At 61.6% G+C, this 24,186-nt stretch carries 18 protein-coding genes; 14 read left to right on the top strand and 4 right to left on the bottom strand.

Annotation, left to right across the window (positions count from 1 at the left end):
* Positions 1-40: 40 nt before the first annotated feature.
* Positions 41-2,263: a primosomal protein N' gene (locus KVO92_RS20310; RefSeq protein ID WP_217477403.1), complete on the bottom strand. Its 2,223-nt coding sequence runs from the start codon at positions 2,261-2,263 to the stop codon at positions 41-43.
* A 213-nt stretch (positions 2,264-2,476) separates the two neighbouring features.
* Here KVO92_RS20310 and rpmE point away from each other — a divergent pair, with 213 nt between their 5' ends.
* From rpmE to KVO92_RS20295, 3 genes are all read left to right on the top strand, one after another.
* Complete coding sequence (gene rpmE / locus KVO92_RS20305) at positions 2,477-2,689, top strand: 50S ribosomal protein L31 (protein ID WP_039801850.1); 213 nt, start codon at positions 2,477-2,479, stop codon at positions 2,687-2,689.
* Between the two features lie 23 nt (positions 2,690-2,712).
* Positions 2,713-3,507 carry a thermonuclease family protein gene (locus tag KVO92_RS20300; RefSeq protein ID WP_217477402.1) on the top strand — a complete coding sequence of 265 codons (795 nt, stop codon included), beginning with the start codon at positions 2,713-2,715 and terminating at the stop codon, positions 3,505-3,507.
* A 168-nt stretch (positions 3,508-3,675) separates the two neighbouring features.
* Positions 3,676-4,944, top strand: a complete 1,269-nt coding sequence (locus KVO92_RS20295) for a malic enzyme-like NAD(P)-binding protein (protein ID WP_217477401.1) — start codon at positions 3,676-3,678, stop codon at positions 4,942-4,944.
* A 144-nt stretch (positions 4,945-5,088) separates the two neighbouring features.
* Here the strand turns inward: KVO92_RS20295 and KVO92_RS20290 are convergent, their stop codons facing one another.
* Positions 5,089-7,527 (bottom strand): penicillin-binding protein 1A, encoded by a 2,439-nt coding sequence (locus tag KVO92_RS20290; protein ID WP_217477400.1) that lies wholly within the window; start codon positions 7,525-7,527, stop codon positions 5,089-5,091.
* Between the two features lie 183 nt (positions 7,528-7,710).
* Between KVO92_RS20290 and KVO92_RS20285 the strand changes: the two genes are divergently transcribed.
* The 11 genes from KVO92_RS20285 to hemE all read left to right on the top strand — a co-directional run bounded on the left by KVO92_RS20285 (position 7,711) and on the right by hemE (position 23,268).
* Positions 7,711-8,775 carry a type IV pilus assembly protein PilM gene (locus KVO92_RS20285; protein ID WP_217477399.1) on the top strand — a complete coding sequence of 355 codons (1,065 nt, stop codon included), beginning with the start codon at positions 7,711-7,713 and terminating at the stop codon, positions 8,773-8,775.
* Positions 8,775-9,347, top strand: a complete 573-nt coding sequence (gene pilN / locus KVO92_RS20280) for a type 4a pilus biogenesis protein PilN (RefSeq protein ID WP_217477398.1) — start codon at positions 8,775-8,777, stop codon at positions 9,345-9,347. The genes KVO92_RS20285 and pilN overlap by 1 nt, the downstream gene beginning before the upstream one ends.
* Entirely contained in the window at positions 9,344-9,967 is a 624-nt protein-coding gene (gene pilO / locus KVO92_RS20275; protein WP_217477397.1) for a type 4a pilus biogenesis protein PilO, read from the top strand. Before pilN ends, pilO begins: the two co-directional genes overlap by 4 nt.
* Entirely contained in the window at positions 9,964-10,491 is a 528-nt protein-coding gene (gene pilP, locus KVO92_RS20270; protein ID WP_217477396.1) for a type 4a pilus biogenesis lipoprotein PilP, read from the top strand. Before pilO ends, pilP begins: the two co-directional genes overlap by 4 nt.
* A 51-nt stretch (positions 10,492-10,542) precedes the next feature.
* Positions 10,543-12,651: a type IV pilus secretin PilQ gene (gene pilQ / locus KVO92_RS20265; RefSeq protein ID WP_217477395.1), complete on the top strand. Its 2,109-nt coding sequence runs from the start codon at positions 10,543-10,545 to the stop codon at positions 12,649-12,651.
* A 6-nt stretch (positions 12,652-12,657) separates the two neighbouring features.
* A complete protein-coding gene (gene aroK, locus KVO92_RS22715) occupies positions 12,658-13,203 on the top strand; it encodes a shikimate kinase AroK (RefSeq protein ID WP_254621597.1) in 546 nt (181 codons plus the stop codon).
* 24 nt (positions 13,204-13,227) lie between these two features.
* Positions 13,228-14,331 (top strand): 3-dehydroquinate synthase, encoded by a 1,104-nt coding sequence (gene aroB, locus KVO92_RS20260; protein WP_254621596.1) that lies wholly within the window; start codon positions 13,228-13,230, stop codon positions 14,329-14,331.
* A gap of 9 nt (positions 14,332-14,340) precedes the next feature.
* Entirely contained in the window at positions 14,341-15,843 is a 1,503-nt protein-coding gene (locus KVO92_RS20255; protein WP_217477394.1) for an AAA family ATPase, read from the top strand.
* A 173-nt stretch (positions 15,844-16,016) separates the two neighbouring features.
* Entirely contained in the window at positions 16,017-20,465 is a 4,449-nt protein-coding gene (gene gltB, locus KVO92_RS20250) for a glutamate synthase large subunit (protein ID WP_217477393.1), read from the top strand.
* Between the two features lie 111 nt (positions 20,466-20,576).
* Entirely contained in the window at positions 20,577-21,995 is a 1,419-nt protein-coding gene (locus KVO92_RS20245) for an FAD-dependent oxidoreductase (RefSeq protein WP_217477392.1), read from the top strand.
* Positions 21,996-22,203: 208 nt separating this feature from the next.
* Positions 22,204-23,268, top strand: a complete 1,065-nt coding sequence (hemE, locus tag KVO92_RS20240; RefSeq protein WP_217477391.1) for a uroporphyrinogen decarboxylase — start codon at positions 22,204-22,206, stop codon at positions 23,266-23,268.
* A 42-nt stretch (positions 23,269-23,310) separates the two neighbouring features.
* On the opposite strand, the gene KVO92_RS20235 is transcribed toward hemE, so the two are convergent.
* Both KVO92_RS20235 and KVO92_RS20230 read right to left on the bottom strand, forming a co-directional pair.
* Positions 23,311-23,604, bottom strand: coding sequence for a hypothetical protein (locus tag KVO92_RS20235; protein ID WP_217477390.1), 294 nt, complete (start codon positions 23,602-23,604; stop codon positions 23,311-23,313).
* Positions 23,605-23,735: 131 nt separating this feature from the next.
* Positions 23,736-24,176: an excinuclease gene (locus tag KVO92_RS20230; RefSeq protein WP_217477389.1), complete on the bottom strand. Its 441-nt coding sequence runs from the start codon at positions 24,174-24,176 to the stop codon at positions 23,736-23,738.
* Between the last annotated feature and the right edge of the window lie 10 nt (positions 24,177-24,186).

Genomic DNA, 24,186 nt, shown 5'->3' with positions numbered 1-24,186 from the left:
CTTAAGGCGTCGAGTTGCAGGCTGGGCCGGATTTCGTGGGTCAGAACAGATCGATCGGATCGATATCCAGCGACCAGCGCACCGTACGGCTGCCGGGTAGCGCCTCTACGTGCGGCAGCCATAGGTTCATCAGCTTATGCAACGGCGCGCGTGCATTGGCCTGCAGCAGCAGTTGCGCCCGGAAGCGTCCGGCGCGGCGCTCCATCGGTGCGGGTACCGGGCCCAGCAGTTCGATGCCGTCAAGTCCGAGCTGGCTCATGAGCTGTTCGGCCTGACCGCAAGCCTGATCGAGGAAGTCTTCGGCCTGTCCGGGTTTCGTCGCTTCCGCACGCAGCAGCGCCAGATGGCTGAACGGCGGCAATCCGGCGGCTCGACGCTCGCTCAGTGCCTGTTCGGCAAAGGCGAAATAGCCTTGCTCGGTTAGCTGCACCAATAGCGGATGGTCGGCCAGATGGGTCTGGATGATCACCTTGCCCGATTCTCCGGCCCGCCCCGCGCGACCGGCCACTTGCACGATCAGCTGGGCCATCCGTTCACTGGCGCGAAAGTCCGCAGAGAACAGGCCGCCATCGGCGTCCAGGATGGCGACCAGGGTGACCCGTGGGAAGTGGTGGCCTTTGGCGAGCATTTGCGTGCCCACCAGCAGGCAGGGTTCGCCGCGGTTGATGGTGCCCAGCAACTGCTCCATCGAGCCCTTGCGTGACGTGCTGTCGCGATCGATGCGCAGCACCGGGTAGTCGGGGAAGAGTATGCCGAGGCGCTCTTCGGCACGCTCGGTGCCGGCGCCTACCGGGCGCAGGTCGAGCTTTTGGCATTCTGGGCAGCTGCGGGGCGGTCGCGCGACATGGCCGCAATGGTGGCAGCGCAACTCGTTGTGCCGCTGATGCAGCGTCATCCGGGCATCGCAGCGCGGGCACTGGCTGAGCCAGCCGCAGTCATGACAGAGCAGTGACGGGGCGAAACCGCGGCGATTCAGGAACACCAGCACCTGTTGTCCGGCGGCGAGCGTCTGCGCCATGGCCTGCTGCAACGGACCGGAGATCCCGGCGTCCAGCGGACGGCTTTTGACATCCAGGCGCAGAAAGCGTGGGGCTTGTGCGCCGCCGGCTCGCTGGGTCAGTTTCAGCAGCGCGTAGCGACCGCTGTGGGCATTGTGCAGGCTTTCCAGAGACGGCGTCGCTGACCCGAGCAGGATCGGCAGCTTCTCCTGCCGCGCCCGGACCACGGCCAAATCGCGGGCGTGATAGCGCAGGCCTTCCTGCTGTTTATAGGACGCGTCGTGCTCCTCATCGAGAATGATCAGCCCCGGATTCTTCATTGGGGTGAAGAGCGCCGAACGGGTGCCGATGATGATGTCCGCCTCGCCGTCTCGCGCGGCCAGCCAGGCGTCCAGCCGATCGCGATCGTTGACGTTGGAGTGCAGTAGGGCGATGCGGGCGTTGAAGCGCTGTTCGAAGCGCGCCAGCGTTTGCGGACCGAGATTGATCTCCGGAATCAGCACCAGCGCCTGCTTTCCGGCTTCGAGGACCTGATGGATGAGTTGCAGGTAGACCTCGGTCTTGCCGCTTCCGGTAACGCCGGCCAGTAGATAGGTCTGGTAGCCGCCCAGGCCTGCGCGTATGGCTTCGAAGGCCGCCCGCTGCTGTTGATTGAGCGGTAGCTCTGGTTGCAACAGCCAGCTGCCCTGATGGCGTCGAGCCTGGTGGCAGCGGTGGGTCTCGATGTATACCAGGCCCTTCTGCAGCAGCAGGTCGAGGCTGTCCTTGCTCAACTGCAACTGTGTGAGCAGTGAATGAGCGACGCCATGCGGATGTTGGGCGATGGTCTTCAACGCCTCGCGTTGGCGCGGCGCACGGCTGAGCCGCGGGTCTTCGGGGCGGGCATTCTTGGCGACATGCCAGAAGCGCTCCTGCCTCGCTTCGGCGGGTTCGCCCTGGCGCAACAGGACCGGTAGCGCCCAGCTGAGCGTGTCGCCGAGGCTGTGTTGATAATAGTTCGCGGTCCACAGGCACAGCTTGAACAACGCCGGCGGCAGCGGCGGGCGAGCGTCGAGCAAGGCCAAGGCGGGTTTGAGTTTTGCCTCCGGCACCTCGCTATGGCTGGTAACTTCGATCAGGATGCCGATAACGTCGCGACGGCCGAACGGCACCCGCAGGCGTATGCCTGGCTGCAGTGCAGCACTAGGAGCGCCGACGGGCGGCAAATAGTCGAAGAGCTTGCGCAAAGGCGAGGGCAGCGCAACGCGAAGTATGGGTTGGGGCACACGAGAGTCCTTGGCGAGGAGCGCTGATCTTAAACGATCCGACGCGCAGCAGGCTGGCCGTAGTGTGCAAGGCTCGGGCGTATGCAGACCGCGTCGCCCTGCCGGTGATCGGGCGCCCTTGCATCGCCGACCTGCTCTGGTATCATTCGCGCCCTTCCGTGCGGTACTCGACATAGGGTCGGGTGGCGGCACACGTCCTAGAGGATCGTTCCCATGAAAGCCGATATCCATCCTAACTACGTTGAAATCGAAGCCACGTGCAGCTGCGGCAACGTTATCAAGACGCGCTCCACGCTGGGCAAGAACCTGAGCATTGACGTTTGCTCTGAGTGCCACCCGTTCTATACCGGCAAGCAGAAGGTGCTGGATACCGGCGGTCGTATCGATCGCTTCAAGCAGCGCTTCGGTGTGTTTGGCGCCAAGTAAGCGGCTGTCCCGGCGGGAATCCGATGAGATTTTCCGTGCAGATGAAAAAGGCGTCCCTGGTGGGCGCCTTTTTCGTTTCTATATTCCTCACTTTTCAGGCTCAGGCGCTCTGTCCTGCCAGCGGGTCGCTTGCGAGGGCTCAGGTCGCCAGGGTGGTCGACGGCGATACGTTGCGTCTGGTCGATGGGCGGAGTGTCCGCCTGATCGGCCTGAATGCGCCGGAAATGGGGCGCAAGGGTATCGGCGCCGAGCCTTTCGCGGAAGCGGCCAAGCGCCGCTTGCAAGCGTTGGTGAGCGCCAACGGTGGGTACGTGAGGCTGCGCACCGGTCAGCAGGCGAAGGATCATTACGGACGGCTGCTGGCTCATGTGTATGACGAGCAGGGCGACAACTTCGAGGCGCGCCTGCTTGCAGAAGGGTTGGGTTTTTTCGTCGCCATCGCCCCCAATACCGATCTCGCCGATTGCCATTTCGCGGCGGAGCAGCAAGCGCGGGCGGCGAACCGGGCGCTGTGGCGCCGGTCGCCGGTCATCCCGGCTGGTGAGTTGCGCCACGGTGGCTTCGCCCTGATCCGCGGACAAGTCGAGCGGGTGCAGGTCAATCGTGGCGGTATCTGGCTGGAGTTGGCCGACTCGGTGGTGCTGCATATTCCCCATGCGTCCGCCAGCGCCTTCGCCAGCGCTTTGGACAACCTGCCGGGCAGGGCGGTCGAGGCCCGGGGGTGGGTGATCGACCGCAAGGGGCGGGCGGATTTGTCGCGGCAGGCGCGCTGGTTGCTGAAGTTGACCGCCCCGTCGATGCTGATCGTGCAGCCGTGATCGAAACCTTCGCGAAGGCCGTAGGCAAAAGGCCTGCGTGCCGCTACGTGCGATGAAAGTCGTAAAGACAGCACTTGACAGTCAGCTTTCCCGCTCGCTTGTGACGACGATTGGTCTTGGCGTATGCTCGACCCCCTGTCTGTCCCAGTAAAGTAAGCGGAATGCCCAATGACTGACCTGAAAACTGCCGCTCTCGACTACCATTCCCAGCCACGTCCGGGAAAGCTTAGTGTCGAGCTGACCAAGCCCACTTCTACCGCTCGCGATCTTTCACTGGCGTACAGCCCTGGCGTAGCGGAGCCGGTGCGAGAGATCGCCCGTGACCCGGAGCTGGCCTACCGATACACCGGTAAAGGCAATCTGGTCGCAGTGATCTCCGATGGCACAGCCATCCTGGGCCTGGGCGATCTGGGGCCGCTGGCATCCAAGCCGGTCATGGAAGGCAAGGGTGTGTTGTTCAAGCGCTTCGCCGGTGTAGACGTGTTCGACATCGAGGTCGATGCCGAGAGCCCTCAGGCGTTCATCGACACGGTCAAGCGGATCTCCATCACCTTCGGCGGCATCAATCTGGAAGACATCAAGGCGCCTGAGTGTTTCGACATCGAGCGGGCGTTGATCGAGCAGTGCGATATCCCGGTTTTTCACGATGACCAGCATGGCACTGCCATCGTCACCGCGGCCGGGATGCTCAATGCGCTGGAAATCGCCGGCAAGACGCTGGAGCAGGCAAAGATCGTCTGCCTGGGCGCCGGTGCTGCCGCGACCTCATGCATGAAGTTGTTGGTCAGCATGGGGGCGAAGATCGAGAATATCTTCATGATCGACCGCAAGGGCGTCATCCACGCCGGGCGTGACGATCTGAATCAATACAAGGCCGTGTTCGCGCACGAGACCGACCGTCGTACGCTGGATGATGCGCTCGACGGCGCTGATGTGTTTGTCGGACTGTCCGGTGCCAATCTGCTGAGTGCCGAAGGTCTCAAGCGTATGGCGGCAAACCCGGTGGTCTTCGCCTGCTCGAACCCTGATCCTGAAATCAGTCCGGAGCTTGCGCATGCGACCCGCTCCGACGTGATCATGGCGACCGGCCGTTCGGACTATCCGAATCAGGTCAACAACGTGCTGGGCTTCCCGTTCATTTTCCGTGGCGCGCTGGATGTGCGGGCCACGCGGATCAATGAGGAAATGAAAATCGCGGCTGCGCTGGCCCTGCGTGATCTGGCCAAGCTGCCGGTTCCGGCTGAGGTCGCTGCGGCCTATGGCATCGATCATCTGCAGTTCGGGCGTGAGTACATCATTCCGAAGCCGATGGATCCTCGTTTGATCACGCTGGTGTCCGACGCGGTCGCCAAGGCGGCGATCGAAAGCGGCGTGGCGACCCTGCCATACCCGTCGAACTACCCGCTCAAGTCGGTCAACGATGTGTTCGGTGGCTGATTGCTCGCTCGTGCCTGACTTGTAGTCGGCTTCACGACACCACGAAAAACCCCGGCCGATGCCGGGGTTTTTCGTTTGGCTTTCGATTTGGGGAGGCTGACGGCTGGCCAGCCGGCGCTCCGCGCGAGCGGCCTGCCTGACCAGCTAGAACAGGTCGATCGGGGCGGCCTCGGACGCCGGTAGCGGGGTGTCGGGAAGGGTCGAGCCAGGCAGCATGTCGTCGCCCATGTTGGGGGGCGAATCCTCGCTGCGAAAGACTTCGAAGTAGGCGTCCGGCGTGCCCGGTGCCGCCGCGCGACCACTCTTGGGATCAATACGCAGCGTCAGGATGCCGTCCGGTTCGGCGGGGGCATGCTCGGGCTTTCCGTCCAGGACCGCGCCCATGTATTTCATCCATATCGGCAATGCGACGGTTCCGCCGTATTCCCGGCGACCGAGGCTTTGCGGCTGATCGAAGCCGGTCCAGACGGTGGTCACGATATCGGCGTTGTAGCCGGAAAACCAGCTGTCCTTGGATTCGTTGGTCGTGCCGGTCTTCCCGGCAAGGTCGCCACGCCCCAGCGCCAGCGCCCGCCTCCCGGTACCGCGCTTGATGACGTCTTGCAACATGCTGGTCATGATGTAGGCGGTGCGCTCATCGATGATCTGCTCGGCATGGACGGGTGCTTGGCTGTCGGGCTCTGAGCCCGGCAGCAAGGTGTCGGCCTGAGCAAAGGTGGTTGTCCCGGTGTCGGTTTCGGCGAGATCCACGGTGTGGTTGTCCGGGACGCGCGCCGGATTGGCCTCGAATATGACTTTCTCGTCCCGGTCTTCGACCCGCGTAATCAGGTACGGCTCGATCTTGTAGCCGCCGTTGGCAAAGGCGGTCCAGCCGGTGGCGATTTCCATTGGCGTCAGGGTTGCCGTGCCGAGTGCCAGCGACAGATTCGCCGGAAGATCCTCGGGCTTGAAGCCGAAGCGCTTGATGTAATCGATCGTATAAGGGATGCCAAGCGTTCGCAGCAGGCGGATCGAGACCAGGTTGCGTGACTTGTACAGTGCCTCGCGCAGGCGGATGGGGCCCAGGAAGGTGTTGTTGTCGTTCTTCGGGCGCCATACCCGGTCCAGGCCTTCTTCGACGAAGACGATGGGCGAGTCGTTGACCAGCGTTGCCGGGGTGAATCCCGCATCCAGCGCGGCGCTATAAACGAAGGGCTTGAAGCTTGAACCAGGCTGGCGCTTGGCCTGGATGGCGCGGTTGTAATTGCTCTGGCCGAAGGAGAAACCGCCGGTCAGTGCTTCGATCGAGCCGTCCTGCGGGTCGAGAGACACCAGGGCGCCCTGCGCTGCGGGTACCTGGCTGAACACTGCCTGCTCTTCAACGAGCTGAACACGAATGACATCGCCGGGCTTGACCACCTCGGATGGCGATTTGGGCTGCGGGCCCAGGCTGTTGGTGTTGATGAACGGGCGGGCCCACTTCATGCTTTCCCAGCCGATGGCATGCTCACTGCCGTCACGCAACAGCACATTGATCGAATCCTTGGAGACGGAGCTGACGACGGCCGGCAGAAGACCGGATTGACTGCGATAGTTGCCAAGCGCCTTCACCCAGGCGGCAGGATCGGTGCCCGGCAGATGGGCCTCCGGGCCTCGGTAACCATGGCGCTGGTCGTACTCGATCAATCCGTCACGCAGTGCCTGGTTGGCGGCCATCTGGCGTTCGCTGCTGATGGTGGTGTAGACGCGGAACCCGTCTGTATACGCCGCGCTACCGAAGCGCCCGACCATCTCGGCCCGTGCCATCTCCGCGATATAGGGCGCGTCGAGCTCAGGAGAGGCGCCGTGATACGAAGCGTCGACTTCTTCGGCCAGTGCATTCTGGTACTGGGTCTCGTCGATTTTTCCGAGCCGATACATACGCCCCAGGATCCAGTTGCGGCGCTCCTTGGCGCGTACCGGATTCGCCAGTGGGTTGTACGCCGAGGGTGCCTTGGGCAGGCCCGCGATCATGGCCATCTGTGCCAGGCTCAGCTCTCCGATAGGCTTTCCGTAATAGACCTGCGCGGCCGCCTCGATGCCGTAGGCCCGGTTGCCTAGGTAGATCTTGTTCACGTACAGCTCGAGGATTTCGTCCTTGCTCAGTTCTCGTTCGATCTGAAGGGCTAGGAGAATCTCGTTGATCTTGCGAGAGAAGCTCCGTTCGCTGGTGAGGAAGTAGTTCTTCGCGACCTGCATGGTGATGGTGCTGCCGCCGGTCTGAATATGCCCGGTCTTCAATAATTGCGTGGCAGCGCGCATCAGGCTGGAAACATCGACGCCATAATGATTGGCGAAGTTATCGTCTTCGGCCGATAACAGGGCTGCGATGAAGTCGTTGGGTATTTGCTCGAAGCCGATCGGGGAGCGGCGCATCTCTCCATATTCGGCGATCAGCTTGTCGTCATCGCTATAGACACGCAGCGGAATCTGGAGCTGTATGCTGCGTAGCGAGTCGACCGACGGCAGGTTCGGGCTTAGATAGAGAAACGCGCCACTGAGACTGAGTAATAGTCCGCAGAAAATAGTCAGGCATGACCATAGAAAAAACTTCAGAAAACGCATCAGGGGTCGTTGAATCCAGGGTGAGGAATGAGGTGTAAGCCGCAAACGATGCTGAAAGGAAAAACCGTTCACATTATAAGCGGTTTTTTTACCAGGGAGCCATTTGCGCTTCTGTCAAGCCTGTTATCTAATGCGGACAAACATAATTAATCCGTAAGTAGCGGATAAAGAAGGAAATCGGCCGTGCTAGGGCTCTTCACTAAGAAAGCGAACACGCTGCTTGGGATCGACATCAGTTCGACCTCCGTCAAGCTACTCGAATTAAGTCGATCAGGCTCTCGATACCGGGTTGAGTCCTATGCCGTCGAGCCGTTGCCGGCGAACGCTGTGGTGGAAAAGAACATTGCCGAGCTGGAGGGCGTGGGGCAGGCGCTGTCCCGTCTGCTGGGGAAGGCGAAAACCAGCGTCAAATCCGCCGCGGTGGCGGTGTCCGGTTCTGCGGTCATCACCAAAAGCATCGAGATGGACGGTGGCTTGAGTGACGACGAGCTGGAAAACCAGCTGAAAATCGAGGCCGATCAATACATCCCGTACCCGCTCGAAGAGGTCGCCATCGATTTCGAGGTGCAGGGCCCCGCCGCGCGTGCTCCTGGACGCGTGGAGGTGCTGTTGGCCGCCTGCCGCAAAGAGAATGTCGAGATTCGCGAGGCGGCGCTTGCCTTGGCCGGGTTGACCGCCAAGATCGTCGACGTCGAAGCCTATGCGTTGGAGCGCTCATATGGCTTGTTGGCGCCTCAGTTGGGTGCCGGTCACGATGAGCTGACCGTTGCGCTCGTCGACATCGGCGCAACGATGACGACCCTGAGCGTGCTCCACAACGGCCGCACCATCTATACCCGTGAACAACTGTTCGGAGGGCGTCAGCTCACCGAGGAAATCCAGCGGCGCTACGGGCTGTCGATGGAGGAGGCTGGCCTGGCTAAAAAGCAGGGAGGGCTCCCGGATGACTACGACAGCGAAGTGTTGCAACCGTTCAAAGAGGCGGTGGTGCAGCAGGTGTCGCGCTCCTTACAGTTCTTCTTCGCGGCTGGCCAGTTCCACGACGTGGATTACATCCTGCTCGCCGGAGGGACCGCTTCGATTCCGGGGCTGGACCGTTTGATTCAGCAGAAAATCGGAACCCAGACTTTAGTTGCCAACCCGTTTGCCGATATGGCCTTGAGTAGCAAGGTCAACGCTGGCGCGCTCGCCAGCGACGCGCCGTCCCTGATGATCGCCTGCGGATTGGCCTTGAGGAGTTTCGACTGATGGCCCGGATCAACCTTTTACCTTGGCGCGAACAGCTCCGGGAGGAGCGTAAGCAGCGCTTTCTGGTCTCGCTCGCGGGCGTGGCCGTCGTCGCAGTGGGCCTGTTGTTTCTTGCCGACCAGTACTTCACCCGCGCCATCGAACAGCAGAACGCGCGGAACGAGTTCATCCGCAAAGAGATCGCGGTGCTGGATGCCCGCATCGTCGAGATCAAGGAGCTGCGCGAGCGCCGCCAGCAGTTGCTCGAGCGGATGAAGATCATCCAGGACCTGCAGGGTAACCGGCCGATCATCGCGAGGGTCTTCGATCAACTGGTTCGTACGCTGCCGGATGGCGTGTATTTCACCGGGCTGAAAATGACTGGCAAGAGCATCGCCATCGTGGGTGCAGCTGAATCCAACAACCGGGTCTCTAACCTGATGCGCAACTTGGATGGTTCTGAATGGCTGGAAGCGCCCAACCTGAACGAGGTGAAGGCTGTGACAGCGGGAGCGGTCGATCAGGAAAACGTGTTCCAGCTGACGGTGCAGCAAACGCAGCCGGGCAGCGTGACCGAAGGAGGTAAGCCATGAGTCTGGCGAACTCCCTGGAGAGTCTACGCAGTGTCGACCTGAGCGACCTGGACATGAACAACCTGGGCTCATGGCCGGTTGTCGTGAAAGTGATCGCTGCGCTGTTGCTGATGGTGCTTATGCTGGGAGGGGGTTACTACTTCTACCTCAGCGATTTGCAGGACAGCCTGGACCAGCAGAAGGCGCAGGAAGAAACCCTGAAGCAGCAGTTTTCCTCGAAGGCATTCCAGGCGGCCAATCTGGAGGCCTATAAGGAGCAGATGGTCGAAATGGAGGCCTCGTTCGGTGCGCTGCTGCGTCAGCTGCCCAGCGATACCGAGGTGCCCGGTTTGCTTGAAGACATCACCCGGACCGGTTTGGGAAGCGGGCTCGAGTTCGAAGAGATCAAGCTGCAGCCCGAAGTTACCCAGCAGTTCTATATCGAGTTGCCTATTCAGATCAAAGTAGTCGGTGGCTATCACGATCTGGCGACCTTCGTAAGCGGTGTATCAAGCCTGCCTCGAATCGTCACCTTGCATGATTTCGAAATAAAGCCGGAAAGCACCGGGTCGTCTTCCAAGCTGCGTATGAGCATTCTGGCCAAGACCTATCGCTATAACGACAAGGGGCTGCAGAAATGAATGGAGCCAAACTTGTTGCGCTAGGCCTTGGGTTCGCGCTGCTCGTCGGGTGTGATGGCGGTGGCGACTTCGACGATCTGCGGGCATATATGGCCGAGGTGCGGGCCAGGCCCAAGGGCTCGATCGAGCCACTGCCTTCGTTCTTGCCCTATGAGGCGTTCACTTACAGTGCTTCGTCGCTGCGCCATCCGTTCCAGCCGCCTGTCAAGCTCGACCTGGCCCAGCGGCAGAAGGGGTCGAAGGATGTCCGGCCTGACGAGACGCGCGTCAAGCAGTTCCTCGAGCAATTCAATATCGAAAACTTCGTCATGGTTGGCACGCTGACCAACGAGTCGGGCAAGTACGCTTTGATCAAAGGCGGCGACGGGGTTCACCGAGTCAAGATCGGTGACTATCTGGGGCGCAATCACGGTCGCATCGTTGACATCGGCGAGGCTGAGGTGGATGTGCTTGAAATCGTTCCGGACGGAGAGGGTGGGTGGCTTGAGCGCCCGCGCAGCCTGACCTTGAAAGAGCGGTCCTGAGTCATGGCAAAAATGGAAAACCTATACCGGTCTGCACAACGGAAGCCTTTTATGAATAGCACTCTCTCTCGTCTCGGCCTCTCCATGCTGGCGGCGTTCATTTCGCCCGCCCTGTTGGCGGCAAACCTGAATTCACTCGATGTCGCGTCGCTGCCCGGTGATCGAGTCGAGCTGAAACTGGCGTTCGACGAGCCGGTATCGGAGCCGCGCGGTTATACGCTCGATCAGCCGGCGCGCATCGCGCTCGACCTGCCCGGGGTGTCCAGCAAGCTGGCTTCGAAGAGCCGTGAGCTCGGTGTGGGTAATGCACGAAGCGTAACGGTGGTCGAGGCACAGGGGCGTACCCGGCTGATCGTGAATCTGACTTCTCTGGTGCCGTACTCCACGCGCGTCGATGGCAATAATCTGTTTGTCGTCCTTGGCGAAAGCAGCGGTGCCGCTCCTGTCGCCGCCGCTGCTGCGCCGTTGGTTCCCGTGCAGCGAGCCGCGCCGGTTGCCCCAGTAGCGGTGGGCAAGGCAATTACCAACGTCGATTTCCGGCGCGGCGAAGACGGTGCCGGCAATGTCGTGATTTCTCTCTCCGATGCTTCGATCAGCCCGAACATCGAAGAGCAAGGCGGAAAGATCCGCGTGACCTTCGCCAAGACCCAGCTGCCGGAGTCCCTGCGTGTTCGATTGGATGTCCAGGACTTCGCTACGCCGGTCAAGTTCGTCGACTCGAGCAGCAAGGCCGATGGTGCAAGCATCCTGATCGAGCCCACTGGACGCTACGACTACCTGGCGTACCAGACCGATGACAAGCTGACCATCAGCATCAAGCCGCTCAGCGAGGCGGATGCCGAGAAGCGTAAGGCCGAGCATTTCACCTATTCGGGGGAAAAGCTGTCGCTGAATTTCCAGGACATCGATGTCCGCTCCGTATTGCAGCTGATCGCTGACTTTACCGACCTCAACTTGGTTGCCAGTGATACCGTGCAGGGCAACATCACGCTGCGCCTGCAGAATGTACCCTGGGACCAGGCGCTGGAATTGGTGCTCAAAACCAAGGGTCTCGACAAGCGCCAGGTGGGCAACGTTCTGCTGGTCGCTCCGGCCGACGAAATCGCCGCGCGTGAGCGGCAGGAGCTCGAGTCACAGCGTCAGATTGCCGAGCTGGCACCCTTGCGCCGGGAAGTCGTGCAGGTCAACTACGCCAAGGCTGCCGATATTGCCCGGTTGTTCCAGTCGGTAACCGACAAGGGCGGCGAAAGCAACGATCGCGGCTCGATCGCGGTCGATGACCGTACCAACAACATCATTGCCTATCAGACCCAGGAGCGCCTCGACGAGCTCCGCCGGATCGTCGCGCAACTGGATATCCCGGTACGTCAGGTCATGATCGAGGCACGGATCGTCGAAGCGAACGTCGACTATGACAAGAGCCTGGGCGTTCGCTGGGGCGGCAATCTCTGGGCGGGGGACAAGTGGAACGCTTGGGGTAAGGACGGCAATCTGGGTGTAGAGGATGGCGACGAGGGGCAGGTCGGTCGTTTCCCCGGTACACGTGAAACGCCACTCAACTCGCCGTTCGTTGACTTGGGGGCGATCGGTGCGACCTCCGGCATTGGTGTTGGCTTTGTCACGAACAATGCCATTCTTGACTTGCAACTTTCGGCCATGGAAAAGACCGGTAATGGCGAGGTCGTTTCCCAGCCCAAGGTGGTTACCGCTGACAAGGAAACGGCGAAGATCCTCAAGGGCGCCGAGGTTCCGTATCAAGAGGCGAGCTCCAGCGGTGCAACCAGCACGTCATTCAAGGAAGCTGCACTATCCTTGGAGGTTACCCCGCAGATCACGCCGGATAACCGGATCATCATGGAGGTCAAGGTGACCAAGGACGAGCCGGACTTCTCTCAGGCAGCCAGTACCGGCGGCGTTCCATCGATTCGCAAGAACGAAGTTAACGCCAAGGTTCTGGTGACCGACGGTGAGACCATCGTCATCGGTGGGGTGTTCTCCAACACGCAGAGCAAGTCGGTCGACAAGGTTCCGTTCCTGGGCGATCTGCCGTTCGTGGGACGGGTGTTCCGTCGCGACCTGGTGCAAGACAGAAAGTCCGAACTGTTGGTATTCATCACTCCGCGGATCATGAATAATCAGGCGATCCAAGCCAGTCGTTAAGCCGTGATGCCCAATATCATTCTCGTGGGTCCGATGGGGGCCGGTAAGAGCACCATCGGACGCCTGCTCGCCAAGGAGCTTCGCCTGCCCTTTCGAGATTCCGACAGGGAAATCGAGCAGCGCACGGGGGCCAGCATCCCGCTGATTTTCGACGTCGAGGGAGAGCAGGGCTTTCGAGAGCGGGAGCATGTCGCCATCAAGGAGCTATGCCAGATGAGCGGTGTCGTTCTGGCGACCGGGGGTGGGGCCGTGTTGCGGCCGGAAAATCGGCAAATGCTGCGGGCAGGAGGCCGGGTCATCTATCTATGCACGTCGGTCGAGCAACAACTCGACCGAACCTCGCGGGACCGTAACCGCCCGCTGCTGCAGACCGCCAATCCTCGAGAAATCCTCACCGGGCTTATGGCTGTCAGGGATCCGTTATACCGGGAGGTTGCCGACCTGATCATTCAGACCGATGAGCGCCCACCGCGCCTGGTTGTTGCGCAGATTCTCGAACAGCTTCAGTCGCTCGCGCCTCGTGAAAGCCAGGGTCAATCTGCGTTATCCTAGGTCCCTTTTAACCGCGGGGCCTCTATGCAGACTCTACAAGTCGACCTCGGCGAGCGTAGCTACCCGATCTTCATTGGCGCGCAGCTCATCGATCAGGCCGAGCTGTTATCTCGCCACATCCGCGGCAAGCAAGTCGCGATCGTCACCAACGACACCGTTGCACCGCTTTACCTGGAACGCTTGACGCGGAGCCTGGCAGGCTACAGCGTCACGCCCGTCGTGCTACCCGACGGCGAGGCGCACAAGAACTGGGAAACCTTGCAGTCGATATTCGACGCATTGCTCACCGCTCGGCACGACCGCAATACGACGGTTATCGCCCTCGGCGGCGGTGTCATCGGTGACATGGCCGGTTTTGCCGCGGCGAGCTACCAGCGCGGGGTGAGTTTCATCCAGGTGCCGACGACCTTGCTGTCCCAGGTGGATTCGTCCGTTGGCGGAAAAACGGGCATCAACCACCCGCTGGGCAAGAATATGATCGGCGCGTTCTATCAGCCGCAGGCGGTATTGATCGATACGGCCACGCTGGCGACATTGCCTGCGCGTGAGCTGTCCGCCGGCCTGGCTGAAGTCATCAAGTACGGCCTGATCTGCGACGAACCGTTTCTCGGTTGGCTCGAAGACAATGTCGACAAGCTCCGAGCGCTGGACCCGCATGCATTGACCGAGGCCATTCGGCGCTCCTGCGCAGCCAAAGCGCGGGTAGTGGGTGCCGATGAGCGAGAGTCGGGCATTCGAGCCACGCTCAATCTCGGGCATACCTTTGGTCACGCCATTGAAACCCATCAAGGCTATGGCGTCTGGCTGCATGGCGAGGCGGTCTCGGCCGGCACGGTCATGGCGCTGGAAATGTCCCGGCAGCTAGGCTGGATTTCGACCGCTGAGCGAGACCGCTCGGTACGATTGTTGGCGCGAGCGGGTCTGCCAGTGGTGCCGCCGGCCAATATGCGTGCCGAGGACTTCCTCGAGCATATGGCTGTCGACAAGAAGGTTCTGGACGGGCGTTTACGGTTGGTGCTGCTCAAACACCTGGGTGAGGCTGTGGTCACCAGTGATTTCCCGCGTGAGGTTCTCGAATCCACGTTGAACGCCAATTACGACTCGCTTACGCAAGCGCCGAGGACTTAAGAGATTTCCATGACCAGTTTGTCCGCCGACGATTCGTACCTGAACCATTACGGGTTCAGTCATGATCCTTTTGCTGCCCGAGTGCCTGGCTTCAAGTTCTTCCCGGCTCAGCGCAAGCCTGTGTTGGGGCAGTTGCATCATCTGGCTCGCTACAGCCAGCTGCTGCTGGTGGTGACGGGACCTGAGGGCAGTGGCAAGACCCTCGTGCGCCAAGCGCTCGTCGCCAGCAGCAACAAGCAGGCCGTGCAGAGTGTGGTCATCTCGCCGCAGGACACCATCGATTCGAGCGCCGTGTTGCAGCAGATCGCGCAGGCGCTCGGCTGCCCGCGCGCCGATGTGGATTCGATCCTCGCACAGATCATCCAACTGGCCTTGACCGGACAGGAAGTCTATCTGCTGGTCGATGACGCTGAGCGTCTCACCGGCGCGGCGGTCGAGACCCTGTTGCGGCTGGCGCAAGGAAACCCGGAAGGGCGACCCCACGTGTTCCTGTTCGGTGAGCATGCATTGGTGGCTCGTCTGGAGGCGCTGGTCGAGGGCGAGGAGCGCTTTCATGTAATTGCGCTGCAGCCGTACGAAGAAGATGAGACCCGCGAATACCTGGCGTTGCGCCTCGAAGGAGCTGGTGGCGGACTGGATTGTTTCAGCGACGAGCAGGTCGCTCGGATTCATGCCGAGTCCGGCGGCTGGCCCGGTGCGATAAACCAGGTTGCCCGTGATGAGCTCCTCGCGGCCATGCAGCAGTCCAAAGGCCAGCGCAAGTCGGGCGGCTGGGCTTTTCCGCTGCCGATGAAACATCTGCTGGCGCTGGCCGCGGTCGTGTGCGTCGTGGTTATCGCGTTGCTTATGCGGGATTCGGATGAGCAGCCGGTCAGGGCGCCCGTCACCACGAGCCTGCCGCTCGATACAGCGGGCACGGCTGGTTCACAGGCAGCGCCGTCCGAGGCTGAAGTAGCTGGCGGCGATGCCGCGCCGCTCGAACAGCCGATCATTCGTGAGCCGCTCGCCGCTGCAGGGGGCGCTGAACCGGATGAGCCTTCGATGCTGGAGCCTGAGCGAGAGCCGGTCCTGGTCGAGCCCGCGAACGATAGCCCGCCGGTCGCTAGCGAGCCGGTTGCCCCGTCTCCTGCGCCCGCTCAAGCGCCGGCTGTTGCGCCAGCGCCCAAGGCAGCAGCGCCCCGTGAGCCGGTGAAAGAAGCGGTTGCCAAGCCTGAGGCCGCTACGCCGACGAATTGGTACGCTACGCAGCCGAAAAACCACTACCTGGTGCAGGTATTGGGTACCCGTACCCAGAGCAACGCCGAGGCGCTGATCAAGCAGCACGGCGAAGGCTTCCGGTATTTCGTCAAGCGTCACGAGGGCAAGCCGCTGTATGTCGTCACCTACGGCAGCTTCGCCAGTCGCGACGCTGCGCTGGATGCCATAAAGAAACTGCCTGCGGCGTTGAGGAGCGGTAAGCCTTGGCCGCGGAGCTTTGCCAGTGTTCAGCAAGAAATCGCGCAGGCTCGCTAAATTCGCCCCAAAATAGTGCGCATCGCACCATTTTGGGGCTTGCAAAAATTAAATTGTGTCGTTCTACCGGGCTTTGTAAACTGCTCCCCCTTTTGCCCACGCGTATGACGGGGCCTTTTTGTGCGCCGTCAATAAGGGGTTGATTTACAACGCATTTAGCTGGTGGAGTGCCTATGAGAGCAGGTCTGTTTCGTCCTGAAGAGTTCAAGGATAACTGCGGCTTCGGTCTGATCGCCCACATGCAGGGCGAGGCAAGCCATCACCTGCTTCAGACCGCGATTCAATCCCTCACCTGCATGACGCACCGCGGTGGCATCAACGCCGACGGCAAGACCGGCGATGGCTGTGGTCTGCTGATGCAGAAGCCCGATGCGTTCCTGCGCGCCATGGCCAGGCAGCATTTCGATGCCGACCTCCCTGCGCTATACGCGGTCGGCATGATCTTTCTCAGCCAGGACGCCACCAAGGCGGACGCGGCCCGGGCCCAGCTCAACGAACAGATCGCAGCCCAGGGACTGACGCTGGTCGGCTGGCGCGAGGTGCCGATCGACACCACCGTGCTGGGCCGCCTGGCCCTGGAGCGTCTGCCGCGGATCGAGCAGGTGTTCGTCTCGGCCGAAGGTCTGTCCGAACGTGACTTCGGCATCAAGCTGTTCTTTGCACGTCGCCGCGCCGAAGTTGCGCTGGCTGAAGACAAGGAATTCTACGTCTGCAGCTTTTCCGACAAGGACATCATCTACAAAGGCCTGATGATGCCCGCCGACCTGGCACAGTTCTACCCGGACCTCGGCGATGAGCGCCTGGCGACCGCAATCTGCGTATTTCACCAGCGCTTCTCCACCAACACCATGCCGCAATGGCCGTTGGCCCAGCCGTTCCGCTTCCTGGCACACAACGGCGAAATCAATACCATCACCGGTAACCGCAACTGGGCACAGGCGCGTCGGCTGAAGTTTGCCAATGAACTGCTGCCCGACCTGGAAAGCCTCGATCCGCTGGTCAACCGCACCGGCTCCGACTCCTCGAGCATGGATAACATGTTGGAGCTGTTGGTCACCGGCGGAATGGATTTGTTCCGCGGTCTGCGCATGATCATTCCGCCGGCCTGGCAGAACGTCGAGACGATGGATCCCGACCTTCGTGCGTTTTACGAATTCAACTCCATGCACATGGAACCCTGGGATGGCCCGGCCGGCGTGGTGCTGACCGATGGCCGCCACGCGATCTGCCTGCTCGATCGCAACGGGCTGCGTCCGGCACGCTGGGTGACCACCACCAACGGTTACATCACCCTGGCGTCCGAAGTCGGCGTATGGGACTACAAGCCTGAAGATGTCATTGCCAAGGGCCGGGTCGGGCCGGGTCAGATCCTGGCGGTCGATACCGAGACCGGGCAGGTTCTGCATACCGACGACATCGACAATCGCCTGAAGTCGCAGCACCCCTACAAGAAGTGGCTGCGTCAGAATGCCCTGCGCATCCAGTCGACCCTCGACGATAATGACCATGGCTCGGCGTTCTACGATCCGGAACAGCTCAAGCAATACATGAAGATGTTCCAGGTCACCTTCGAGGAGCGTGACCAGGTGCTGCGCCCGCTTGCCGAGCAGGGGCAGGAAGCAGTGGGTTCCATGGGCGACGACACGCCCATGGCCGTGCTGTCGCGTCGCGTGCGCTCGCCGTTCGATTATTTCCGCCAGCAATTCGCGCAGGTCACCAACCCGCCGATCGACCCGCTGCGCGAATCCATCGTCATGTCGCTGGAAACCTGCCTGGGTGCCGAGCGCAACGTCTTCGAGGAAACCGCCGATCACGCCAACCGCGCGATCCTCACGACGCCGGTCATTTCGCCGGCGAAGTGGCGGACCATCATGGAACTCGATCGCCCCGGTTTCGAACGCCAGCTGATCGATCTGAACTACGACGAATCCCTCGGCCTGGAGGCGGCGGTCCGCAACATCGCCGACCAGGCCGAAGAAGCCGTGCGCAGCGGCAAGGTCATGCTGATTCTCAGTGACCGTGCCATTCAGCCAGGCAAGCTGCCGGTGCATGCGTCGCTGGCCGTCGGTGCGGTGCATCACCGTCTGATCGAAACCGGCCTGCGCTGCGACTGCAACATCCTGGTGGAAACCGCCACGGCTCGCGACCCGCACCATTTCGCCGTGTTGATCGGCTTCGGCGCGACCGCGGTCTACCCGTTCCTGGCCTTCGAAGTACTCGGCGACCTGATTCGCACCGGCGAAGTGCTGGGCGACCTCTACGAGGTGTTCAAGCATTACCGCAAGGGCATCTCCAAGGGTCTGCTGAAAATCATCTCGAAGATGGGTATTTCCACCATCACCTCATATCGCGGTGCGCAGCTGTTCGAAGCCGTCGGCCTGTCCGATGAGGTCGTCGACGTCAGCTTCCGTGGCGTTGCCAGCCGGATCAAGGGTGCCCGCTTCGTCGACCTGGAAGCCGAGCAGAAGGCGCTCGCAGCCGAAGCCTGGAGCGCGCGCAAGCCGATCCAGCAGGGTGGGTTGCTGAAGTTCGTCTACGGTGGCGAGTACCACGCCTATAACCCGGACGTGGTCGCGGCGCTGCAGGTTGCGGTGCAGGAAGGCGACTACAACCGCTTCAAGGAGTACACCGCGCTGGTCGATCAGCGTCCGGCGGCGATGCTGCGCGATCTGCTCAAGCTCAAGGTTTCGGACCAGCCGCTGGCCCTCGAAGAGGTCGAGCCGCTGGAGCAGATTCTCAAGCGTTTCGACTCGGCGGGTATCTCGCTCGGCGCCTTGTCGCCCGAAGCGCACGAGGCTATCGCCGCCGCGATGAACCGTATCGGCGCGCGTTCCAACTCCGGCGAGGGCGGCGAAGATCCGTCGCGCTACCGGACCGAGCGCAGCTCGAAGATCAAACAGGTCGCCACCGGCCGTTTCGGCGTCACGCCTGAATATCTGGTCAACGCCGAGGTGCTGCAGATCAAGGTCGCGCAGGGCGCCAAGCCCGGCGAGGGCGGTCAGCTGCCCGGCGGCAAGGTCAACGGCCTGATCGCCAAGCTGCGTTATGCGGTACCGGGCGTGACGCTGATTTCGCCGCCGCCGCACCATGACATTTATTCGATCGAAGACCTGGCTCAGCTGATCTTCGACCTCAAGCAGGTCAACCCGAAAGCCCTGGTGTCGGTCAAGCTGGTCGCGGAGCCTGGTGTCGGGACCATCGCGGCAGGTGTCGCCAAGGCCTATGCCGACCTGATCACCATCTCCGGTTACGACGGCGGCACCGGCGCTTCGCCGCTGACCTCCATCCGTTATGCCGGCTCGCCCTGGGAGCTCGGCCTGGCCGAGACCCACCAGACCCTGCGTGGCAATGACCTGCGCGGCAAGGTACGGGTGCAGACCGACGGCGGCCTGAAGACCGGCCTCGATGTGGTCAAGGCGGCTATTCTCGGCGCCGAAAGTTTCGGCTTCGGTACGGCGCCGATGATCGCGCTGGGCTGTAAGTACCTGCGCATCTGTCACCTGAACAACTGCGCCACTGGCGTTGCGACGCAGAACGACCAACTGCGCAAGGACCACTTCATCGGTACCGTCGACATGGTGGTCAACTTCTTCACCTTCGTCGCTGAGGAAACCCGCGAGTGGCTGGCCCGCCTCGGCGTGCGCAGCTTGCAGGAGCTGATCGGACGCACCGACCTGCTCGAGCTGCTGCCGGGCGAAACCGCCAAGCAGAACCATCTCGACCTGACGCCGCTGCTGGGCAGCGATCACGTGCCGGCCGACAAGCCACAGTTCTGCGAAGTGGAGAAGAACCCACCGTTCGATCAGGGCTTGCTGGCCGAGGAAATGGTCAAGCTTGCACGCGCCGCTATCGATGCCAAGAGCGGTGGTGAGTTCGAGCTGGACATCTGCAACTGCGATCGCTCCATCGGTGCCCGCGTGTCTGGCGAAATTGCCCAGGTGCATGGCAACCAGGGCATGAAAGATGCGCCGATCACGTTCCGCTTCAAGGGGACGGCGGGTCAGAGCTTCGGTGTCTGGAACGCAGGTGGTCTGCATCTGTATCTGGAAGGCGATGCCAACGATTACGTCGGCAAGGGCATGACCGGCGGCAAGCTGGTGATCACCCAGCCGAAGAGCAGTGGGTTCGAGTCTCAGGACTCGGCGATCGTCGGCAACACCTGCCTGTATGGCGCCACCGGCGGCAAGCTGTTCGCCAGCGGAACCGCGGGTGAGCGCTTCGCGGTGCGTAACTCCGGCGCGCATGCGGTCGTGGAAGGCACCGGTGATCATTGCTGCGAATACATGACCGGCGGCTTCGTTTGCGTGCTCGGCAAGACTGGCTACAACTTCGGTTCGGGTATGACCGGCGGCTTCGCCTACGTGCTCGATATGGACAACAGCTTCGTCGATCGGGTGAACAACGAGCTGGTGAACCTGCAGCGCATCACGGGCGAGGCGATGGAAGCCCACCGTAGCCATCTGCAAGACGTGCTGCGCGAGTATGTCGCCGAAACCGGCAGCGCGTGGGGCGAGAAGCTTTTGGACAACCTCGACGATTACCTGCGCCGCTTCTGGCTGGTCAAGCCGAAGGCGGCCAACCTGGCAACGTTGCTGTCGACCACTCGGGCCAACCCCCAATAACAAGCAGATTCAGGCGGCAAGCCTCGGTCATCCAACCGAGGCCCGCCCCGCTCCGTGATTGTCACGCAGCCAGCAGCCCTGGGCTTGCAGCTGCCGTTAAGAGGTTTTGAAATGACTGAACGTCTGAATAACGACTTCCAGTTCATCGAGGTCGGGCGCAAGGATCCGAAGAAGAAGCTGCTGCGCCAGCGCAAGAAAGAGTTCGTCGAGATCTATGAACCCTTCAAGCCGCAGCAGGCCTGCGAGCAGGCCCACCGTTGCCTGGGCTGCGGCAACCCCTATTGCGAATGGAAGTGCCCGGTTCACAACTACATTCCCAACTGGCTCAAGCTGGTCTCCGAGGGCAACATCCTGGCGGCCGCCGAACTGGCGCACCAGACCAACACCCTGCCCGAAGTCTGCGGTCGGGTCTGCCCGCAGGATCGTTTGTGCGAGGGTGCCTGCACCCTGAACGATGGCTTCGGTGCTGTCACCATCGGCTCGGTGGAGAAGTACATTGCCGACACCGCCTTCGCCATGGGCTGGCGTCCGGACATGTCCAAGGTCAAGCCGACCGGCAAGAAGGTTGCGATCATCGGTGCCGGCCCTGCCGGTCTCGGTTGCGCCGACGTGCTGGTGCGCAGCGGGGTAACCCCGGTGGTCTTCGACAAGAATCCGGAAATCGGCGGCTTGCTGACCTTCGGTATTCCTGAATTCAAACTCGAGAAGAGCGTGCTCAGCCGTCGCCGTGAAATCTTCAGCGGGATGGGCATCGAGTTCCGCCTGAATACCGAAGTTGGCAAGGACGTGACCATCGACCAGTTGCTGGCCGACTACGACGCAGTGTTCATGGGCATGGGCACCTATACCTACATGAAGGGCGGCTTCCCGGGCGAGGACCTGCCGGGTGTGCACGACGCGCTGGATTTCCTCATCGCCAACGTCAACCGCAACCTTGGCTTCGAGAAGTCGCCGGAAGACTTCGTCGACATGAAGGGCAAGAAGGTCGTGGTCCTCGGCGGTGGCGACACCGCGATGGACTGTAACCGTACCTCGATCCGCCAGGGTGCCAAGAGCGTGACCTGTGCCTATCGGCGTGACGCGGCAAACATGCCGGGCTCGCGTCGTGAGGTGAAAAACGCCAAGGAAGAGGGCGTTAAGTTCCTCTTCAACCGTCAGCCCATTGCCATCGTTGGCGAAGGCAAGGTCGAAGGCGTCAAGGTCGTCGAGACCCGCCTCGGTGCGCCGGATGCCCGCGGTCGCCGCAGTCCCGAGCCTATTCCGGGCTCCGAGGAAGTGCTGCCGGCCGATGCCGTGGTTATCGCCTTTGGTTTCCGTCCGAGCCCGGCCGACTGGTTCGCGGCCCAGGACATCCAGACCGACAATCAGGGCCGTGTCGTGGCGCCGGAGCTGGGGCAGTTCAAGCACCAGACCAGCAACCCGAAGATCTTTGCCGGTGGCGACATGGTGCGCGGCTCCGATCTGGTGGTGACTGCGATCTTCGAAGGCCGCCAGGCGGCTGAAGGGATTCTGGACTATCTGGACGTTTGACTTCGCCGGGCGGATCGAGCCTCTGCCATCACCGAGCAGTCTGAAGGTGGATGGAGAATGCGTCATCCACCCTACGACTGGCTTGCCAGCCCGGACGCCCGTTAAAGCCTGATCAGAATCAAGCCCATGGATAAAAGGCACGGCGCTCGCCGTGCCTTTTGTTTTCCGCTTTGCGACAATGCCGCCACTCTTTTGCTGGAACCCAGACATGACTGCCTTGAAGAACGATCGCTTCCTTCGCGCCCTGCTCAAGCAACCTGTCGACGTCACCCCGGTGTGGATGATGCGTCAGGCCGGACGCTACCTGCCCGAGTACCGGGCCAGCCGTAGCAAAGCGGGAGACTTCATGAGCCTGTGCATGAACCCCGAACTGGCCTGCGAGGTCACGCTGCAGCCGCTGGAGCGTTATCCGCTGGATGCCGCGATTCTGTTCTCCGACATTCTTACCGTGCCGGATGCCATGGGCTTGGGCCTGTATTTCGAGACCGGCGAAGGGCCGCGCTTCAAGAAGGTTGTCAGCAGTATGGCTGACATCGAGGCACTGCCGATTCCGGATCCGGAGAAGGATCTGGGCTACGTGATGAGTGCGGTGCGCACCATCCGCCGTGAGCTGAACGGCCGCGTGCCGCTGATTGGCTTCTCCGGTAGCCCCTGGACGCTGGCGACCTATATGGTTGAAGGTGGGTCCTCGAAAGATTTCCGCAAATCCAAGGCGATGCTCTACGAGAACCCGCAGGCCATGCATGCGCTGCTCGACAAGCTGGCGCAGTCAGTGACCCGCTACCTCAACGGGCAGATCCTGGCAGGTGCCCAGGCGGTACAGATCTTTGATTCCTGGGGTGGCAGCCTGTCGGCAGCGGCTTATCAGGAATTTTCCCTGGCCTATATGCAGAAGATCGTCGATGGCCTGATCCGTGAGCATGACGGTCGCCGCGTGCCGGTGATCCTCTTCACCAAGGGTGGCGGGCTCTGGCTCGAATCGATGGCTGAGAGCGGTGCCGAGGCCCTGGGACTCGACTGGACCTGCGACATTGGCGCCGCGCGTGCCCGCGTCGGTGACAAGGTTGCGCTGCAGGGCAACATGGACCCCAGCGTACTGTTCGCCAAGCCCGAGGCGATCCGTGCCGAGGTCGGGCGCATCCTCGCAAGCTTCGGTTACGGCGAGGGCCACGTATTCAATCTGGGCCATGGCATCACCCCGGAAGTCGATCCGGCTCACGCTGGTGCCTTCATCGAATCGGTCCACGAGCTTTCGGCGCCGTATCACGGCTGATCTGTCGACCAAAAAAGGAGCCGCACTTGCGGCTCTTTTTGTTTAGGGCTGCTGATAGTGACCGGGCGTGGTACCGGGTTCGTGTTCATGAACCAGTTTGGTCACGCGAATATCGGTGATGCCGATCACCTCGGCCTGCTCCAGCACCTTGGCCTCATCGGCGCCCGCTTCGGGCATCACCAGGCTGTTCTCGGCATCGCCATTATGCAGCTCGATCAAGTGCCGGGCGGCGCTGCCCTGCGACATGCGCTCATCAGCCGATTCGATGATCTGCACGCGCGGATCGTTCTGAAAGATGTAGTTGATTTCGAACTTGTGCGATGACTTGTCGAACATGGGCAGCTCCTCTAAGGGTGGAAAAGGTCTGCTCTGTTGACTCGCGGGTCCAGTTATTCGTTCGGCAAAAGCGACGGAGGGGACCTCGGTGGGCGATTGGGGCGCCCGGCGTAACCGAGCGCCCCGGTGCGTTACTTGATCTTCGCCAGGTCGCCCTTGAGCGCGACGCCCGCCATGATCGCGCCGGCATGGCATTCGTAGTTCTGGCTGTCCTTGTACTCGACGTGCTTGTAGTTGCTGGCGACGTTCACCACCGCGTTGGCACCGGCCGCCTTGGCCGCCTGCTGCATGCCGATCAACGCCGATTGCAGCGCCCAGCTGCAGGCACCCTCGTCGGTTTTGTTGAAGGCGTTGGTCTTCTTGCTGGTGGTGACACCGCTGCGAATGATCTGCGCGCCCTTGGGCGTCTTGCCCGCGAGGTAGAACTTCACGCTACCGTCCAGCTTGCCGGAGGCGGTGGCTTCGGCCACCACCTGGTCGAATGGCAGGTGGTGGGTGGTGTCGCGGGCCTGACTGATGCCGGGCAGGGCGCAGAGCATCAGTGCAGCGCCGATCCATGTGTTCTTGTTCATTGCATTCTCC

The sequence above is a fragment of the Stutzerimonas stutzeri genome, assembly GCF_019090095.1.
Lineage (GTDB): Bacteria > Pseudomonadota > Gammaproteobacteria > Pseudomonadales > Pseudomonadaceae > Stutzerimonas > Stutzerimonas stutzeri_AN.
Note: the sequence above shows the minus strand (reverse complement) of the source record. Positions and strands in the feature narration are given on the sequence as shown.

What these genes read in the sequence shown, in the direction of transcription:
- KVO92_RS20235 (WP_217477390.1), bottom strand. Translation starts at nt 23,604, where the DNA reads ATGTTCGACAAGTCATCGCACAAGTTCGAAATCAACTACATCTTTCAG.
- KVO92_RS20230 (WP_217477389.1), bottom strand. Translation starts at nt 24,176, where the DNA reads ATGAACAAGAACACATGGATCGGCGCTGCACTGATGCTCTGCGCCCTG.
- pilN (WP_217477398.1), top strand. Translation starts at nt 8,775, where the DNA reads ATGGCCCGGATCAACCTTTTACCTTGGCGCGAACAGCTCCGGGAGGAG.
- gltB (WP_217477393.1), top strand. Translation starts at nt 16,017, where the DNA reads ATGAGAGCAGGTCTGTTTCGTCCTGAAGAGTTCAAGGATAACTGCGGC.
- pilQ (WP_217477395.1), top strand. Translation starts at nt 10,543, where the DNA reads ATGAATAGCACTCTCTCTCGTCTCGGCCTCTCCATGCTGGCGGCGTTC.
- KVO92_RS20300 (WP_217477402.1), top strand. Translation starts at nt 2,713, where the DNA reads ATGAGATTTTCCGTGCAGATGAAAAAGGCGTCCCTGGTGGGCGCCTTT.
- aroB (WP_254621596.1), top strand. Translation starts at nt 13,228, where the DNA reads ATGCAGACTCTACAAGTCGACCTCGGCGAGCGTAGCTACCCGATCTTC.
- rpmE (WP_039801850.1), top strand. Translation starts at nt 2,477, where the DNA reads ATGAAAGCCGATATCCATCCTAACTACGTTGAAATCGAAGCCACGTGC.
- KVO92_RS20290 (WP_217477400.1), bottom strand. Translation starts at nt 7,527, where the DNA reads ATGCGTTTTCTGAAGTTTTTTCTATGGTCATGCCTGACTATTTTCTGC.
- pilP (WP_217477396.1), top strand. Translation starts at nt 9,964, where the DNA reads ATGAATGGAGCCAAACTTGTTGCGCTAGGCCTTGGGTTCGCGCTGCTC.
- hemE (WP_217477391.1), top strand. Translation starts at nt 22,204, where the DNA reads ATGACTGCCTTGAAGAACGATCGCTTCCTTCGCGCCCTGCTCAAGCAA.
- pilO (WP_217477397.1), top strand. Translation starts at nt 9,344, where the DNA reads ATGAGTCTGGCGAACTCCCTGGAGAGTCTACGCAGTGTCGACCTGAGC.
- KVO92_RS20255 (WP_217477394.1), top strand. Translation starts at nt 14,341, where the DNA reads ATGACCAGTTTGTCCGCCGACGATTCGTACCTGAACCATTACGGGTTC.
- KVO92_RS20295 (WP_217477401.1), top strand. Translation starts at nt 3,676, where the DNA reads ATGACTGACCTGAAAACTGCCGCTCTCGACTACCATTCCCAGCCACGT.
- aroK (WP_254621597.1), top strand. Translation starts at nt 12,658, where the DNA reads ATGCCCAATATCATTCTCGTGGGTCCGATGGGGGCCGGTAAGAGCACC.
- KVO92_RS20245 (WP_217477392.1), top strand. Translation starts at nt 20,577, where the DNA reads ATGACTGAACGTCTGAATAACGACTTCCAGTTCATCGAGGTCGGGCGC.